Here is a 17,458-nt window from a genome sequence, read left to right as displayed (position 1 = left end):
ACAAGTACTTATTCTTTCCCCTCATCATAAACTGATTTGATTATTTCCATGGCTTCTTTTTTCGCCTGTTCATCATCTTCAAACACTTTCTCGAAAAAATAGAAAAACACTTTATTATATTTCGGTATTTCAAGATGAATGAACTGTCCTGATTTATGAAAATAATTAAATGTTTTAACCTTAGTCGTTCCAACTATTAGAGAATTAGCTCTTTTAGTTTTGTCCTTTGTTGAAATTCTCTTCAAGGATAACCTTGCTTTTGATTGAATTGTCCGAATTGAGAAATCTCTCATTTCTGCTATTGATAAGTCCGCTAAAAAAGGAACATATCCAGCTTCTTTATGAGCTCTAAATTTAGTTGTTAAATCCATTAGCTGAAATTTAAAATCTATGGTTTCGAGCCACCTTATAATATTGTCCCAGTTTTCAGAACTATAATATTTAGTTTTTAGGTCTACTTCTGAAATTGTTCTTTGTATATAAAGTTCTAACGTATTTAGTAAATCTGTATTACAAGTGGAACACATAGGCAATGTTGTTCCGATATACTTCTGTGACAACTGATTAACATCAGTTGTGAAAGTTCGTGTTGGGTCATTTTCAAACACCCATTTCGGAAGTACGTGTTCCTTTGTAATATTAGATTCAGAACCACATAAAAGACAAGAAATTATTCTTTTTTTGTCGATGTGACCAGTCAAGTAGTCATCAAATAATTTGTTCATTACATATTTACCTTTCTTTCGAGCGATTAATCGTAATTGCAATAATGTTTCATCGAAAGACATAGTTTAATAAAATGCTTGAAGTTTGTTTTGTATTTGTGCTAACGTGTTTGTGTATGATTTCGTTGCGTGTTTAAGCACTAAAGTTAGCAAATAAATCACAGATAGAAAGTCCGCGAGGACTTTCGTAAGCAAGCTATAACTAGCAATGAATTATACACGGTGTTATGTGCCGTTTTTATTCCAATATTTTATTTATAATTATCTGAATATCATTTGTTTCTCCGACAGTTACAGAGGAAGCAATCCATTCTGCTTGTGTCATTTCCTCAAATACAGTAAAATTGTTTTTTGCTTTAAAATTTACTGATGACGGTTCTAGAATATGTGTTTTAATTTCTTCTTTAATATCTGAATAATCGGTTATTTGGAATTGTTCGGGAATTACATAATCATTTCCAAGAACTCTTTGTATTGCATCTCTTGAGTAATAATTCTCAATTTCTCTTTTTCTCAAAATCATTACTTCTCCACCTAATTCCTCTACTTTTTCTATGAGTTGAGCCTTATTAGCCAACTTTGCATCATAATCGACTGCTCCTCTGTCTGAATCTAGAACAACTATAAATCGTCTATTGATTTTTCTGCATAGATGAGCATTCACGAAAAAATCTACTTGGTCTCCACCACAAGGCACAAATAAAATGTCGTTTGGTATTTCTCCGTTTATTTTTTCAAACGCAACTTTCCAGAATTTCACGTCTCCGCTACCTTCTACAAAAACTGCTTTTCTATAATTATCATTCAGTAAATTATAATTTGGCTTTATTCCTAATTCTTGAATTACAACATCTAATATTTCGTCTTCATTTTCATAGTTGTAATATGTAGATAATTCATTTTCTTTTTTTACAACTACAATATTTGAATCTCTTGTAGAGCCTGCAAATACGGGTGAATGTGTTGTTAAAAAAAACTGGCTATCATCTGCCAATTCAATTATTGAGGTCAGCAAATCTTGTTGTAATTCAGGATGCAAAAAAGTTTCAGGTTCTTCTATTCCAAAAATTTGATGTTGTTTTGTTGTTTTTTGAGCCAAGTACTCAAAATATGCAACCATTAATAGTCTTTTAAATCCTGTACCTTTATTAGATATTGGAATGTCATAATTATCAGAACTAAATTTTAAAGACAAATCAAATTTCACAAGGTTTCCCCAATTGCAAACAGGTGAGGTGTTTATACGTTCAAGTTCGGGAACATTTTTTTGCATTAGAGTTGTAATTGCAGAAAATTCAGTTTCTAAATCTGTTTGTACATTATTTTCTATTTGGTCAGTTAGAGCAGAATTGTTTCTTAAAGATTCGGTTGCGATTGGTTTAAATTGACTTTGAAAAGATGTAGAACTTACGTTAAGGTCTTGTTCTGCATCAAATAGAGAATAAACAGGAAGTTCAATGAAACTGTATTGTTTCTTTAAGTTTTTTAAAAAATCAGATGCATCGTGTTCTTTTTCTACTCTTCCTAAATCAGCAGTATTATCGTTAATTAACTCAATTTTGGATAAGTTTGTAACTCCACGTCCAGAACGAGAATAATCTAACTCTAAAGAAGCACAATACGCATTTATTTCAGATTCTTTAATTCCCCAACAATTCGAATAGTCTGCACTATTCAAATCATTACAGACATAAGTTAATGATTTCACTACTTTTCCAGAAGTATTAAATTCAAATGTTTTCTTTAATTGAATTTTACTATTTGAATCTAATGCTAGTGAGTTTATTACTTCGTTAGGTGTAAACCTTAAAGTTATCTCGGTTTTTTCTCCATCTGGAATTCCTTTAAAAACATCATTTGTGTCAAATTTGTCATTAAAGAAAGTGTTAAGTGCTTTCAAAATATTTGATTTTCCAGAATCATTTTTTCCTACAAATGAATTTATTTCTCCAACTTTTAATCTTTGCAGTTCAGCAATTCCTCTAAAGTTTTTAATTGTAATATCAAATATTTTCATTTAGTTCAGATTTTTTTTCAAATGGCACATAACGTTTATGTATAAGGAAAGTTGCGTGTTTGTTTGCGAGGATTTTCCGAAGGAAAATCAGAAGCTAGCAAACGAGCAACTAACTTTGGTTTAGCTAAAACTAGCAATTTTTTTTATACGGTGTTGTGTGTAGTTTTTTATTCAAATTCAAGATTTATATTTAATTCAACAATTTTTTTATCAAAATCGTTTTCAGTCATTGGTCCAAAGATTTTGTCGCTTTTCTTTTCAATAATGTAATATTCAATAATACCTGAATTTTCGTCTCGACTTATCAATGGGTCTCTTTTGATGATAATGTACTTTGAATTAAAATCAACCTCTAAAACATCGCCTCGAATTTTAATGTCATTAAAGACATACTCTTGATTGGACTTATAAACAATAGCTTCGCTATCGGGATATCCAACGTCAATTGATTCATACTTCGGAAGATAGTAGTAGTCGTTTCCTAATTTTCTGTCGCTACAAGAAATACAAGTAAACAATAAAATTAATATATGTAGGTAAGCTTTCTTCATTTCGTTAATTACACACAACGTGTTTGTGTATGGTTAGTTGCGTGGTTGGGTAGCTAATTTAGCAAACTTTTACGGACCAGAGAAAATTCCGCAGGAATTTTCGCAAGTAGTGAAGAACCAAGCAATTAATTATACACGGTGTTAGCGGTAGTGCTTTATATTTTATTTTTTTTCTCCGTCAAAATAGACATAATCGAAAATCACACTATCTCCACGATTTGCCCATTTATCAAATATACTGGTATTAATTTCTGAAAAATCGGTTTTAATTTTACCTAAATTTAAATCATTCTTTTCATTTAGCCAACTTGGACTTTTTGTACCCAAAAATCTTTCTCTAATAGAACAATAATAAAATAATCTTGGGTCATCAAAATTCTTAAATCTGCTTATTAATTTTAAGGATGCAGTATGTTCTGGGTAATTATCATAAAGCAAGCCTAGCGCATTTATTCCTGTTCTTGAACAATCTTTTCCTCTAATAACAAGTTTTGAAATGTGGTCAGCATTTATTTTATTTCCATTTTCTCTCAAAAATGAGAATAGCATTTGCGAAACTTTATTGCCTTCATTTGTAGCCCAAATTCCTGTACCCAATTCAATTACTCTATTTAAGAGTAAATCAATGTAATCTGGGTCATTTGGATTGGCTGATTTCAATTCTTCTAAATACCCAAATAATAACTCCGAAAGTTTATCATCATACATTCTTAATGATAAACTTGCCAAGTCCTTAACGGCAATATATAATTGTGTTTTGTTTTCCCAAGATGCAATTGAAATCAAATCTCTTTTTAATGCTCGTTTAAAATCATTTTCAGTATTTATTTGTACTGACATACTTTTATTTTGGCTTTCATCGTATATATTAGTACTGTTTCCACTATCAATAAGCCATTTTTGTATCCATACATACCAAGAATTTGACGTACTTGTTTCCACAATAATTAAAATTATTGGTATTCTACATTCATAGACATATCGTAGAAAGGATTTAGAAAAAGATTCGGTTAAAATTCCGCTATGAATTTCAATTTTCTTGTGCGACTTAATTTGAGCCTTTATAAATTTACCTTCAACTTCATCGTCAGTTGGTGAAAATTCTAACTCTATATCAATTCCAAAGTCTTCAGTAAGGTTGCGAGCAATCCAAACTTCAGATAACTTAATTTGAGTTTCGGCAATGCTGTGTCCTGCTGAACCTATTTTTTGTGAATTTGTGTTTTTTGGCATATCTTTAATTCAGAAGTAGGATTTTTTTCGCATTACCGCTAACGTGATTGTGTATGGTTAGTTGCGTGTTTAAGCAACTAATTTAGTAAACAAAAACGAACGCGAGAAAATTCCGAAGGAATTTTCCAAATAATCACTTGCCAAAGCAATTAATTATACACGGTGTTGCCAGTAGTAGTTTCTGTTATTCGTCCGTTTTATTTTTTATTCAGTTCCAAATTTGCACGTTTTGTTTTAATTCCAACGTTGTTGTTTTTTAGTTCGCAATTTTACTCGAATTGTTCGGTTTAAATTGTTCGTTCAGATTAGAAATCCGACGTTGTAAATAAATCTGAAGTTGCGTTTTGAATTTTACTCTTAAAAACAAAAAAATAATCTCCGAAATTAATTCCAGCGTTTTTTATTCAGTCGTTTTTGTTTTTCAAATAGCAATTTTTTTGCGGGCTGTTCGGTTTAATTTCTCCGTTTAGTTTAAAATTCCAGCGTTGTGCTTTTCAGTCCGATTTATTTTAATCGCTTGATTTTCTATATTTTTCTTTTTTAGAATGCTGTTATAATATCACTTAACACACTATATAAGAAATAAATCCCAATTATTATTGAACTTATTCCAGCACCTAACATTTGGAAATCATAATAGGATTTAAGTTTATATTTATTAACAGCTTTTCTTGTAGACCAAGTTCCAAAAAGGATTAATGGAATACATAATATAAGTTCCATAATAAAATCATTCTTCATTGTAAGATTTTTTTATCGATGCTGTGGCTATTACTGGCAACGGTTACGTATAAGAATAGTGCGGTGTTTGTTTGCGAGGATTTTCCGCAGGAAAATCATAAGCAAGCAAACAAGCATTTACTCTTGATCGGTACTAAACTACGCATTATTTTTATACATTGTTGGCATGCGTGGTTTTATTTTCTCACGTAAATTTAAGTTTTTAAACCACAAAATTTTTCGCAACAAAGATCAGTCCGAAGCAACAGTTTCGAATTGCTTGGTAAAAGTCAGATTTTTTTTAAAACAAGAGTAAAGTCAGTTGCACGTAAACTTTGCAAATTGCTTGTCAGAAGTCAGTTTTAATTTTTTATTTTTTTTAGTTCGCAAGAGTGAAATCAGTCGCACGTAACAGTTACGTTTTTATTTGTCAAAAGTCACTTGAGTAAGATTTTAAAGAATTGTTTTTAAACCTCTTTTGAGCAGTTTTATAATTTTTTTAGAGCAGAGTGAGCCATGAATGCCAACGTGTTTGTGTATGATTTCGTTGCGTGTTTAAGCACTAAAGTTAGCAAATAAATCACAGATAGAAAGTCCGCGAGGACTTTCGTAAGTAGGCTATAACTAGCAATTAATTATACACGGTGTTGGCAACAGGCTTTTTGTTCCGGTTTAATATTAATTCATTATTTATTCCATTTGGTAACTCTATTAGATAATCAAAACTCCATAATGTTTCAATTACTTTTCTCATATTTTCAGTCTTATTGTCTAAAATTTGACTTGCTTTTTTTAGTGATTCCGTTGTTTGAATAAATTTCATCAAATAATAAGTGTCCAATTCTCCAAACTCAATTCCGTTGTTAATTTGAATATCTAAAAACTGCTCCGTATTTGTGTTTGTAAATGAGCAACTTTTTCCGTGAAAATGATATTTCCATTCATTATTTATTTCTCCTCTTTGATTTTCGCTTCTTTTGGTTTTTAATTCGTAAACCTCATTAGAGTTATTCAGATTAATGTCGAACGTTTCAGCCAATAGGTTCATTAGAGAATGAGCTGTTTTATCAAACAATTCAATACAATTATGAAATTCAAGTATATTTTCTAAAACTACTTTTGTTGATATACTTGGAACAATATTCAGTTTATTCAGCCATTCCATTCGAGTCACGACATAATTAGGCAATTCTTTTTGTAATTCTAATACATAACTTCTGGTTAATTTCTCATCAGTCACAACAAACAATAAAGTCTCGTTTTCATTTAAAAGTTCTCGGACTTTTCCAATTTCAAGAGTTTTTTTGATGTTTATCGTCATTTTTTCAGCTTGTTGCCAACGGTTTTGTGTATGGTTAGTTGCGTGGTTAAGCAACTAAGTTAGTAAACTTTAACGAACCCGTGAAAATTCCGCAGGAATTTTCGCAAGTAGGCAAGAACCTAGCAATTAATTATACACGGTGTTGTAAAACGTTTTTTTTCTTAGTTTATTTTTTTTTTAAACTCAATTTTTTAATTCCATTTCCGCAACGTTTGTGATTTAATTTTTTCACAGATTTAAAATCCTGTTTTTTCGTTATTCTACTTTGATAAACTTTCCAGAATTTGAAATTACGTGTAAATTCACACGCATAGTAAATTCAAAAGTGTCTTTTTTGCAATCAGTTATTTCGTAATAAGATTTTCCTTGAGAAATCAAAGCTTTTTGAATTTCTGTCAGCGAGTCAGTTTTCTTTTCCAATGAATTAAGTCGAAAACTATTTGCTCCAATTTTTTCTAATTCGTATTTACGTTTTATATCAGAGTTTATTTTAGTTACATTTTTTCCATTTAGTTCAAATTCCCATTTTGGATATTGAGAAAATTCTTTGTCATAAACCACTTTATATTTTCCATTTTTTAATTCGCACGAGTAATTAGTTTCGTTAAAAGCTAAATCCTCACGCGTTTCTCCGAAGAAATTAGCAACAACAAATCCGAACCCAATAAAAGCAAACCAGCCTATTGTTAGAATTATGAACGATATTTTCAAAATTTTCTTCAAATGTTTTACAACGTTGTTGTATATGGTTTGTTGCGTGTTTCAAGCAACTAATTTAGTAAATAATTACCGATCAAGAAAGTCCGCGAGGACTTTCGCAAGTAGGCAAAAAGCCAGCAATAAATTATATACGGTGTTAGCACCAGTATTTATTTGTTCAGTTCTATTAACTTCCATTCTCCATTTGGTTCTTTTGTCAGATAAACACTAACATTCAAATCTCTTTTATATCCGAGAACTTTTATTTCCAACTGTGCTTGTCCGTTTCCATTTGAAATATTTACATTTCCAGTCGGCATCATTCCATAACCTGTTATTCCTCCAGTTTCCAATATAATTTCCTCATTTTGTTCAATTTTAGAGACTGCAACTTTATAAGCGTCTGAATTTTTCATTGCAGAACCAGCAAATAAGAATGTAAATGTGAAAAAGGCAATTCCAGTTCCAATTAACGCTAAAATTCTCGGAAGTTTTTCCGGTTTGTTTGGATTCTTAACTACAATTGCTTTTGTAGTTTTATCTCCAAGTCTTTTTTTCTCTTGACTTGAAGCAAGAACTATAAATTCTACTGGCCAAATTATTAAAAATAGATTTCGGATTAACAATTTTCCAAAAGAAGGAACTTCATTAGAATTATTTTCATTTCGAACCATAATTCCCATAACCCACTTTCCAGGACTAATTCCTTTTATAGAATCTTTTGCAAAGTATATTAGAAATCCAATCAACATTGTCGGCAACATTTTACTTGTCAGATTATTGAAATTATTTTCATCCATAAAATCTGTTCCAAGTGACAAGAATACAATTCCTACTATCAGAAAAGTAAATGTAAAATGGTCAATTAAAAATGCTGCTATTCGTCTTTTTCTACTCGATAAAATATACTCTTTTTCTAAATTTTCGTTCATTAATTGATGGTTGGTTTATATTGGTGCTAACGTTGATGTGTATGGTTAGTTGCGTGGTAAAGCAACTAATTTAGCAAACTTTTACGAACCCGTGAAAATTCCGCAGGAATTTTCGCAAGTAAGCACTTAAAAAGCAATTAATTATACACGGTGTTGGTTGCAGTTTTTTTATTCCATTTAGTCTTTCTTCCGTCAGAATCCGTCCGACTGCTTTTTATGACTGACTACGACCATTTGAAATGCACTCATTTAGCAAATCTGAGATAAGTCCTAAATAGTAGATTACTATAGTTTCTTATTTATATAATTCCATGTCGTTAATGTCAATCAGTAATAAGGTTTTATCTGATTTGACAAAATCAAAATAATAAACGTCTTCGATACATTTTACTTCGTTAGGTAAGCAGAAATTCATTTTTACTCTAACGACTTGTCGTTTGTTTTTTTGAATTGTCCGACTGTCAGTCATTACAAAGTTATATTCTGTGTCAATATTGCCTGTTGATGGTTTGAGGTTATAGCAATAATCAATTATTTTCCTAAACTGATTAAAATACAACGTGTTTGTTTCCTGCTCTTCAATAACACTTAAGTCCAAATGATCCTTAAATATTCTTTCTTTATCGTTACCAGAGTAAGCTATTAATTCTGAAAAAACTTTTCTGTTATCGGTTTGTACTAAGTGTAGTAGGTCGATAACCTGAATTTCTGCGATATCATTTAGAGTGAAATCTGTTGAATCCTCCATCATAACGTTATCGGAAAAATATATTTTTTGGAACAAACTTTCTATCATTGCTGTTTTATCAATTAGTGTAAGTGATAGAATTATAATTAACAGCATTATTGTCGAAGAGACGTTTCTTTTAGATAACTGATTTCTTTTAATGATAAGGAATATGATTGTACCTAAAAAGCTTAACCAAAATAAAAGCTTGACACCTCCACCAATAATTCCAAAATCAAAGGCTTCGACATTATATTCTATTATAAAATAGAAACCGAATAGGTCAAATCCAAGACTCAAAAGAGTCAAAAGAATCAGAGTCCAGAGGAAGAAGCTTAATTTCATTATGATTCAAGGTCAATTTTAATTGCAACCAACGTTGTTGTGTATGGTTAGTTGCGTGTTTAAGCAACTAATTTAGTAAACAAAAACGAACGCGAGAAAATTCCGAAGGAATTTTCCAAATAATCACTTGCCAAAGCAATTAATTATACACGGTGTTGTGGTGCGTTTTTTTTCGTCCAGATTGATGTTAATATTAAGATTATAGTGGTAATAATAAAAATAATTAAAGGTATTTGAAAAGCGAGATATTTAAACTTTTCAAACGGTATTTCTGTTAATCTTCTAATAATTGGAATAAGCATTAAAGAAAAACTCATTATTTTTATAATTGTCCTCTTATAATATTTAGTAAAGTTCAGAATTAGACCAATAAGTCCTAAAATAGCAAATATTTGGTCATTATTTCCAAATTCAAAACTTGTCCATATAAGCCAAAAGATAAAAGGGATACCTATCATTTGTCCCATTAATATAATTAACGAATATGATGATAGAGATATTATTTTTAAAATCTTTTCTTTCTTCATTATTAATATTCAATTTCTTTCCATTCTCCTTTTCGGAAATACATATTATGAAATTTCTGTGAATTAAATACCATAAAAAAGTCCCAAGATTCACGATATATTGTTGGATTACTATTCAATACGTGATGAGTTGGTAAGTCCATTTTTATTTTCAGTCTTGCAGATTGGTATGGTGCTACTGTTGATATTGCTCCTTTATAGGTTTCTTTAATTAATTTTCCGTTCGTAACGTAAAAGTAAATCGAATCATTTTCTTTAATTTCAAATCGGAAGTTGTTGTATTGCCAATCCGCTTGTTTTCCAGAAAAATAATCTCGGTCAATTATATATTCGCCATAAAAATCTGATTTTTCCAGTACTTTTTTCTGATTTAATGTTCCAATAATCCAGAGTAATAGGATTGAACAAAAACCAATTGCATAAAGAGTTAGAATTATTTTTCCGCTAGATTCTGTTTTTCTTTTTAAGCCATAAATAAAAACACCAATTATTATTGGCGAAATTAGAAGTAGGAAAAGTAGTTTTAAGCCTAAAAACATTTAGTAATCTCGATTTTTTTTCAAATGCACCACAACGTGTTTGTGTATGATTAGTTGCGTGTTTGAGCAACTAATTTAGCAAATAAAAACCGAATAGAATATTCCGCAGGAATATTCGTAAGTAGGCTAGAAACAAGCAATTAATTATACACGGTGTTACCACACGTTTTTCATTTCAGGTTGATATTTATATGGGTTTTCAAATTCAGTTTTTCCATCGTGATATATTAAAAATTCCACATCATTTTCTTTAAATTCTAAAGTTTCAATTTTATCGATTCCAGTCATGTAAAAGTTATTTCCGACATAATGCTGTTTGTCTAAAATTCCAAATTCGGATTTTGTAATTACTAAACTTTCTCCACAAGCGAAAAATCCGCCAACTCGTACTTCTACGTTATGATTAGCATTAATTTCAGATTTTGAAAAAGGTGGCTGAAATGGCAAAGTGATTAAATAAAAAAACACAAATCCCATTTCCCAAAACATACTTAATATTCCGAAAATGAAAATTGGTATTGTCAAAATTCTGCTCAATATTTTGGTCAAACTGTTTTTAGTCAATCCGAAAAGTAGAATTGTAGACAGCAAGAATGTCAGTCCAATTATTGAGGTTGTGTATTTTCCTTTTGGTCGGAAGTCAAAAACCAGAAGTACAATACAGATTAAAATTCCGATTAAAGAGTAAAATGAGATTTTTCTAATAACTTTTTCCAGTTTTGGAAAGTCATATTTTTTCAAAATCAGCACTAAACTAATTCCTGAAAATATTGTTATTAAAACTATAAATGTCGTCATTTCGCAAATGTGTGGTAACGTTTATGTATAAGGATAGTTGCGGGTTTGTATGCGAGGATTTTCCGAAGGAAAATCAGACGTTACAAACACGCAACGACTTTTGGATTAAGCACTAAACCGCAATTATTTTTATACGGTGTTATGCCCTGCTTTTATTTTTCCGCTGGTTCTAATTCTTTTTCTTCTTTGTTTTTTTCTTGTATTTCTTCAAGTGTAAATTCTTCTTTAAACAAATCTAAATATGCAGATTTAAATTCTTCTGTTAATCTAAATTTTTCGAATAAAGGCCAGTTTTCATAAGCTTTTTTATTTACAACTTCATCATTGTTACCAATTTTCATCATTAGTTCCTTAGCTTCGATAAAATTATCTTCCAAGATTAACTTAGCCAATTTAAATTCATTTCCAATTGACCAATCCTCACTTTTAATAACTTGCTTACATTCTTTTTCTTTGTTTAACATTTTGTATGCTATAGCCTTATTGACAACAACAAACTTTCTGAACTGTTCGCTCGAAAACTTTTTAATAACATCAGTAAAAAAGTTTGCAAACTCAATAGCTAATTCATATTTATTGTCTATTAGTAAGTCATAAATAATTTGGTTTAAATGTTCGTCTGCATCTTTTCTTTCTTGTGGAACAAATTTCCTCCATAAAACGTGTGTCAATTTCACACTCATTTCATACAAAATGCTGTAAGCTTTTTGACAATATTCTGGATTTGCAATTAACTCTTGATTGACAGAATCACATTCAGTTTTAAACTTCCATTTCTTAGATATTTGTAGATATTGTTTTGTTGAAGATCCATTTGTATGAACAAATAAATTTCGTCTTTGGGTTAATTCTATAAAACTACTGAGTACCGGAAGATTTGTTGTTAAGGTGAATTTGTTATCTGAAACAATAGATATTTTTTTCTCTAAAATTAATAGTTGTTCATAATGACCTTCCCTTAATAAAGTATCAACCTCTTTGTCAATTATATGGTTTTTTAATTCGTCAATTGTTTCATAAGTAAATAAATCTTCTGCATTAATTTCTTTCTCGCTAGACCTTATGATATTTGGATTAATTTCATACAAAGCTCTCATTAAGTCACCTAAAAAAGCATCATATTGACTAATAATAGATACTATAAAATTTCGCGGTATAATTTTTTTTGCAATCTCAGACCTATTAAGGTGTTTGTGTATTTTAGGGAATTCCTCAATATTGTCCGAACTAACTTTATAGCTTGTATATTTTTCTCCTTCTTCGTTTTCTCCTTCTTCTTGAGTTGATATTTTTTCAAGTTTTTCAATTAACTGTTTATGCTTGAAATCAAGTAAAAATAACTGAATGGGTAGAGTATCGTTAAGAGCAGAAAGTTCTTCTAAAAATCTATCTAAATTGTATTCGAATAATTCGGATTGAGTTGCTTCTCTTATTTCTTCTTTATCTTCTGACATTCTTTTGTTTTAAGTTGGGCATAACGTTTATGTATAAGAATAGTTGCGGGTTTGTATGCGAGGATTTTCCGAAGGAAAATAGACGTTACAAACACGCAACGACCTTTGATTAAGCACTAAACCGCAATTATTTTTATACGGTGTTGGCGTGTCGTTTTTTATTTTCGTAATTCTTTGTCAGTCATTTCAGGATTATATCTTTTTCCATCTTTGTCAAAGCTCCAAACATTCGAAACTTCACGTAATTCTGGTAATTCCGTTTCTTCTGATTTAACTTTTTGCTTAATAACTCTTCGAAATTTTCTGTTTGCGTCTTGCTTGTTTTCCTTTTCAGACGTTGCAGTTGTAATTCCGTGTATTTTAGTTTTCTTTTTTGAGCGACTCATAATATTTTTACTTTTTCATTTGCTCATTTAGTTTTATAAACTTGAACTCGTGTTTATCTACTATTTTTAGAAATCCTTCTAAATTTCCAATGCAATTCTCAATATCGTTTTCATTTTCAGTATCCCATTGAACGAGTAAATCTCCAGACAAATACTTTCCGTTGTTGTCCGTTTTTGGAATTTCAATAATTAATCCAAATTCATTATGATATTCAACAATATCTCCAATTTTCATCTTATTCAAATATTTCTATCGAGTTTTCTCAAATGCACGCCAACGTGTTTGTATATGGTTTGTTGCGTGGTTTAGCACGTAATTTAGCAAATAAAAACCGAATAGAAAATCCGCGAGGATTTTCGTAAGTAGGCTAGAACTAGCAATAAATTATATACGGTGTTGGCAGTAGTTATTTTTTCAGATGTTTAATCTATTTTTGTTATTCTTTTCGGGAAGTTTTCAGAGTTCTTAAATAGAATTGCATATCTAAATGTAAATTAGCTATTAATTCTGTTAATTCTACAATAGTATTATATCGACATTTTGAAATCGTTCGATTATAAGAACTCATAATAATTTCACTATCTTCCATTAATGCTGAGAATTTTGTCAAACGACTTATAATTTCATTCTTTTGGTCTTTAAATTCTTCAGGGAATTCAAGTCCAAATGTCATATGAAGTTCAACCGAATTTACGATAAGTCGTTCTTTAATATTACCTTTTCCTGTAGTTAATCCGTAAATTAATGATGAAAATTTTTCCATTAAATAGTTATAATCTCTCACAATGGTTTCAATTTATTTCTTTAATAAATATTCTTTTATTTTGATTGTATTTCCTCCTTTTTTATTCTTTTTCATAAACTTTAAATTCACCTTATAAATTTCAAATGGATTTTTTAAACTTTCAAAGTTTTACTTTTCTTCATTTTTATTCAATTTTTTAGTTATAGAATATTTTAAAAATGTCAAGATTCCGAATATTGAAAAAAAGATTAAACTAATTTTTCCATAATCTTTTAAGTCTCGATTTGAAATACTTTTCCAACCAGGATTTGAATATCTATGAATTAAATATATGATAACAATTATTGTTAAAAATCCCCAAAATCCTGTAAAAATATATCTCAATACATTTATCAGTTTTCTTAAAATAATTAAAACTCTTTCATTCATAAATTTACTTTTATAAGTCTTAATTCAGTTTTGGTTTTGAGTGAGTTTTTAATTACTGCCAACGTGTTTGTGTATGGTTAGTTGCGTGGTTGGGTAGCTAATTTAGCAAACTTTTACGGACCAGAGAAAATTCCGCAGGAATTTTCGCAAGTAGTGAAGAACCAAGCAATTAATTATACACGGTGTTAGCGGTAGTGCTTTATATTTTATTTTTTTTCTCCGTCAAAATAGACATAATCGAAAATCACACTATCTCCACGATTTGCCCATTTATCAAATATACTGGTATTAATTTCTGAAAAATCGGTTTTAATTTTACCTAAATTTAAATCATTCTTTTCATTTAGCCAACTTGGACTTTTTGTACCCAAAAATCTTTCTCTAATAGAACAATAATAAAATAATCTTGGGTCATCAAAATTCTTAAATCTGCTTATTAATTTTAAGGATGCAGTATGTTCTGGGTAATTATCATAAAGCAAGCCTAGCGCATTTATTCCTGTTCTTGAACAATCTTTTCCTCTAATAACAAGTTTTGAAATGTGGTCAGCATTTATTTTATTTCCATTTTCTCTCAAAAATGAGAATAGCATTTGCGAAACTTTATTGCCTTCATTTGTAGCCCAAATTCCTGTACCCAATTCAATTACTCTATTTAAGAGTAAATCAATGTAATCTGGGTCATTTGGATTGGCTGATTTCAATTCTTCTAAATACCCAAATAATAACTCCGAAAGTTTATCATCATACATTCTTAATGATAAACTTGCCAAGTCCTTAACGGCAATATATAATTGTGTTTTGTTTTCCCAAGATGCAATTGAAATCAAATCTCTTTTTAATGCTCGTTTAAAATCATTTTCAGTATTTATTTGTACTGACATACTTTTATTTTGGCTTTCATCGTATATATTAGTACTGTTTCCACTATCAATAAGCCATTTTTGTATCCATACATACCAAGAATTTGACGTACTTGTTTCCACAATAATTAAAATTATTGGTATTCTACATTCATAGACATATCGTAGAAAGGATTTAGAAAAAGATTCGGTTAAAATTCCGCTATGAATTTCAATTTTCTTGTGCGACTTAATTTGAGCCTTTATAAATTTACCTTCAACTTCATCGTCAGTTGGTGAAAATTCTAACTCTATATCAATTCCAAAGTCTTCAGTAAGGTTGCGAGCAATCCAAACTTCAGATAACTTAATTTGAGTTTCGGCAATGCTGTGTCCTGCTGAACCTATTTTTTGTGAATTTGTGTTTTTTGGCATATCTTTAATTCAGAAGTAGGATTTTTTTCGCATTACCGCTAACGGTTTTGTGTATGGTTAGTTGCGTGTTTCAGTAACTAATTTAGTAAACAAAAACGAACGCGAGAAAATTCCGAAGGAATTTTCCAAATAAGCAACGACCAAAGCAATTAATTATACACGTTGTTGTGGTGTCGTTTTTTATTCAAACTTATTTTCTCTTTTAAATTTCCCATCTCCTTTGAAGTAAGAAATGAGAATTTCTGTCATATGTTTTTTAGACGATGGTGGTTCATTTATAATGAATTGTTTTCCATTTTCCTCATACATAGAAGAAAGTCCATCTTCGTTCAAGTTTCCTCCAACTTCAATCCAGTTGCTGTCATTAGTCGAAAGTACAACTTGATGAAAATTATTCCAATTCAGTTCATTCATAGTGCTCTTAATCTGTTCAATAGTTGTGCTATTAGAAATTATTTTTTCATCAGCACCATAGTTTGATAAAACCATCAGTTCCATTTTTATTTTACTTTTATCATTTTTGATATTTTTATTACCAGAACAATTGATTAGGTTTAAGCTTAATATTAATTTTAGATTAAATGCTGTTTTCATTCTGTGATTTTATATTTTCTCCCAATTAACTCACATTTTTTAGTAACATTCCAAAAGGCAAAACCAGGTTCGCCTGTCGGTATTTTTCGGGTTATTATCTCTCCGTTTGTCTTTCGAATTCTAAAATCAGCTAAATGTCCATTTTGCTTAACACTTATTCCATCTTCTCTGTTAGTCACAAAGGCTTTAAATCCGTTGTGCCATTCAAATTCAGGATATTCAATGAATTCAGATTTAGAACTATCCAAAAGAACAAATTTGTGAGTTGAGTTTATAATAAATTCAGATTCCGATATTTTTAAAATCAAAACAGGAATTTCGTTTTTTTTCAATTCCATTTTTTTAATAAACTCGCTTTTTTCTGATTCAGGAATTAAATCGAACAGAGTAAATATTTCGGTTCCATTGAAATCAGATTTTTCTTTACCGAAAAACCCAAAAAACCAAAATTCCATTTGATCTTTTACTTTTTCCGACGATTTTTCTATTATCTCATTCATTTTCTTAAATGCACCACAACGTGATTGTGTATGGTTAGTTGCGTGGTTAAGCAACTAAATTAGTAAACTTTCACGAACCCGTGAAAATTCCGCAGGAATTTTCGCAAGTAGGCTAGAACCAAGCAATTAATTATACACGGTGTTAGGGTACGTTTTTTTTATAATTCTCCATTAAATTACTCAATTCAGATGGTTTCTTTTCTAAACTATCAATTGAGACCATAATTTCTTTCTCAAACGGCTTCTTAATAACTAAAAATTCATTTCGCATCCAAGATGCTTCTCCATCTGTACTTGCATATTTAGTCAAAATGTAAGTGAAACAATTAGTCCAACTTATTAAAGCTTTATTTTCAATTCTTATTCCAGTTTTTGAGAGCCTTATTTGTTCAGATTGGTCTGCCATTTTCGCTAACATAAATCCAAATATAGGAATTGAAAAGACTGTAAGAATTCCGAAAATTTTTAAGAATTCTAAATTCAGGATGTTTAGCGTGTCATTTGTGAAATAATGAATAAAATAAGCTCCGAAGAAATCCAAAAGCAAAAGATAAACAAACTTCAAATCGAATTTTTTATTTCTTAAGATTAGTTCATTGGGTAAGTTATTTAGTTCTTTCGTTAAAAAAGTTGGTTTAATTTTCTCAAAGTACCTATCGTCTTTAAGGTTAATTTCAATCAGTTTTTGTTGACTTTTTTTCAGTTTTTCATTGTTTCCAACATAAAGATTGCATGAATTATCAAAATCTGGTTTTTTTTCTGTGATTTTACAAATAGGACCTTTCAGAGATTTTTTGTGATTATCACACCCAAAGCACCAATTATGTAATAAATCTATGTCGTTCATCTCAAATGTACCCTAACGTTGTTGTGTATGGTTAGTTGCGTGGTTAAGCAACTAATTTAGTAAACAAAAACTTGCCAGAGAAAATTCCGAA

At 30.0% G+C, this 17,458-nt stretch carries 21 protein-coding genes; all 21 read right to left on the bottom strand.

Going from position 1 to position 17,458, the window contains the following annotated elements; genetic code table 11:
- Positions 1–8: 8 nt before the first annotated feature.
- Entirely contained in the window at positions 9–788 is a 780-nt protein-coding gene (locus HM992_RS18705; protein WP_179321142.1) for a hypothetical protein, read from the bottom strand.
- Between the two features lie 175 nt (positions 789–963).
- On the bottom strand, positions 964–2,742 hold the full coding sequence (locus tag HM992_RS18700; RefSeq protein WP_179321141.1) for an ATP-dependent nuclease: 1,779 nt from the start codon (positions 2,740–2,742) through the stop codon (positions 964–966).
- Positions 2,743–2,909: 167 nt separating this feature from the next.
- A complete protein-coding gene (locus HM992_RS18695) occupies positions 2,910–3,293 on the bottom strand; it encodes a DUF3997 domain-containing protein (protein ID WP_179321140.1) in 384 nt (127 codons plus the stop codon).
- A 162-nt stretch (positions 3,294–3,455) separates the two neighbouring features.
- Positions 3,456–4,526, bottom strand: coding sequence for a DUF4365 domain-containing protein (locus HM992_RS18690; protein WP_179321129.1), 1,071 nt, complete (start codon positions 4,524–4,526; stop codon positions 3,456–3,458).
- Positions 4,527–5,066: 540 nt separating this feature from the next.
- A complete protein-coding gene (locus tag HM992_RS18685; protein WP_179321139.1) occupies positions 5,067–5,267 on the bottom strand; it encodes a hypothetical protein in 201 nt (66 codons plus the stop codon).
- 610 nt (positions 5,268–5,877) lie between these two features.
- A complete protein-coding gene (locus HM992_RS18680; RefSeq protein ID WP_179321138.1) occupies positions 5,878–6,567 on the bottom strand; it encodes a DUF6896 domain-containing protein in 690 nt (229 codons plus the stop codon).
- Positions 6,568–6,822: 255 nt separating this feature from the next.
- On the bottom strand, positions 6,823–7,278 hold the full coding sequence (locus tag HM992_RS18675) for a hypothetical protein (protein ID WP_229720564.1): 456 nt from the start codon (positions 7,276–7,278) through the stop codon (positions 6,823–6,825).
- A 158-nt stretch (positions 7,279–7,436) separates the two neighbouring features.
- A complete protein-coding gene (locus HM992_RS18670; RefSeq protein ID WP_179321137.1) occupies positions 7,437–8,198 on the bottom strand; it encodes an RDD family protein in 762 nt (253 codons plus the stop codon).
- Positions 8,199–8,493: 295 nt separating this feature from the next.
- Positions 8,494–9,270, bottom strand: a complete 777-nt coding sequence (locus HM992_RS18665) for a hypothetical protein (protein WP_178985152.1) — start codon at positions 9,268–9,270, stop codon at positions 8,494–8,496.
- 143 nt (positions 9,271–9,413) lie between these two features.
- A complete protein-coding gene (locus HM992_RS18660; protein WP_229720563.1) occupies positions 9,414–9,797 on the bottom strand; it encodes a hypothetical protein in 384 nt (127 codons plus the stop codon).
- A 2-nt stretch (positions 9,798–9,799) separates the two neighbouring features.
- Positions 9,800–10,336 carry a hypothetical protein gene (locus tag HM992_RS18655; protein ID WP_179321136.1) on the bottom strand — a complete coding sequence of 179 codons (537 nt, stop codon included), beginning with the start codon at positions 10,334–10,336 and terminating at the stop codon, positions 9,800–9,802.
- 156 nt (positions 10,337–10,492) lie between these two features.
- Complete coding sequence (locus HM992_RS18650; protein WP_179321135.1) at positions 10,493–11,134, bottom strand: hypothetical protein; 642 nt, start codon at positions 11,132–11,134, stop codon at positions 10,493–10,495.
- Positions 11,135–11,286: 152 nt separating this feature from the next.
- Complete coding sequence (locus HM992_RS18645) at positions 11,287–12,588, bottom strand: hypothetical protein (protein WP_179321134.1); 1,302 nt, start codon at positions 12,586–12,588, stop codon at positions 11,287–11,289.
- A 158-nt stretch (positions 12,589–12,746) separates the two neighbouring features.
- Complete coding sequence (locus HM992_RS18640; RefSeq protein ID WP_179321133.1) at positions 12,747–12,974, bottom strand: hypothetical protein; 228 nt, start codon at positions 12,972–12,974, stop codon at positions 12,747–12,749.
- A 7-nt stretch (positions 12,975–12,981) separates the two neighbouring features.
- The gene (locus HM992_RS18635; protein ID WP_179321132.1) at positions 12,982–13,209 is read right to left on the bottom strand and encodes a hypothetical protein; all 228 of its coding nucleotides are present in this window, start codon (positions 13,207–13,209) and stop codon (positions 12,982–12,984) included.
- 202 nt (positions 13,210–13,411) lie between these two features.
- On the bottom strand, positions 13,412–13,738 hold the full coding sequence (locus tag HM992_RS18630; protein ID WP_179321131.1) for a hypothetical protein: 327 nt from the start codon (positions 13,736–13,738) through the stop codon (positions 13,412–13,414).
- A gap of 150 nt (positions 13,739–13,888) precedes the next feature.
- Positions 13,889–14,149, bottom strand: a complete 261-nt coding sequence (locus tag HM992_RS18625; RefSeq protein ID WP_179321130.1) for a hypothetical protein — start codon at positions 14,147–14,149, stop codon at positions 13,889–13,891.
- A 206-nt stretch (positions 14,150–14,355) separates the two neighbouring features.
- Positions 14,356–15,426, bottom strand: coding sequence for a DUF4365 domain-containing protein (locus tag HM992_RS18620; RefSeq protein ID WP_179321129.1), 1,071 nt, complete (start codon positions 15,424–15,426; stop codon positions 14,356–14,358).
- A gap of 180 nt (positions 15,427–15,606) precedes the next feature.
- Entirely contained in the window at positions 15,607–16,020 is a 414-nt protein-coding gene (locus tag HM992_RS18615; RefSeq protein WP_179321128.1) for a hypothetical protein, read from the bottom strand.
- Entirely contained in the window at positions 16,017–16,520 is a 504-nt protein-coding gene (locus HM992_RS18610) for a hypothetical protein (RefSeq protein WP_179321127.1), read from the bottom strand. Before HM992_RS18610 ends, HM992_RS18615 begins: the two co-directional genes overlap by 4 nt.
- A gap of 142 nt (positions 16,521–16,662) precedes the next feature.
- Positions 16,663–17,367 carry a hypothetical protein gene (locus HM992_RS18605; protein WP_179321126.1) on the bottom strand — a complete coding sequence of 235 codons (705 nt, stop codon included), beginning with the start codon at positions 17,365–17,367 and terminating at the stop codon, positions 16,663–16,665.
- Positions 17,368–17,458 lie beyond the last annotated feature (91 nt).

The organism is Winogradskyella helgolandensis, assembly GCF_013404085.1.
GTDB classification, from domain to species: domain Bacteria; phylum Bacteroidota; class Bacteroidia; order Flavobacteriales; family Flavobacteriaceae; genus Winogradskyella; species Winogradskyella helgolandensis.
The sequence above is the reverse complement of the archived record's forward strand: the minus strand, read 5'-3'. Positions and strand labels throughout refer to the sequence as shown.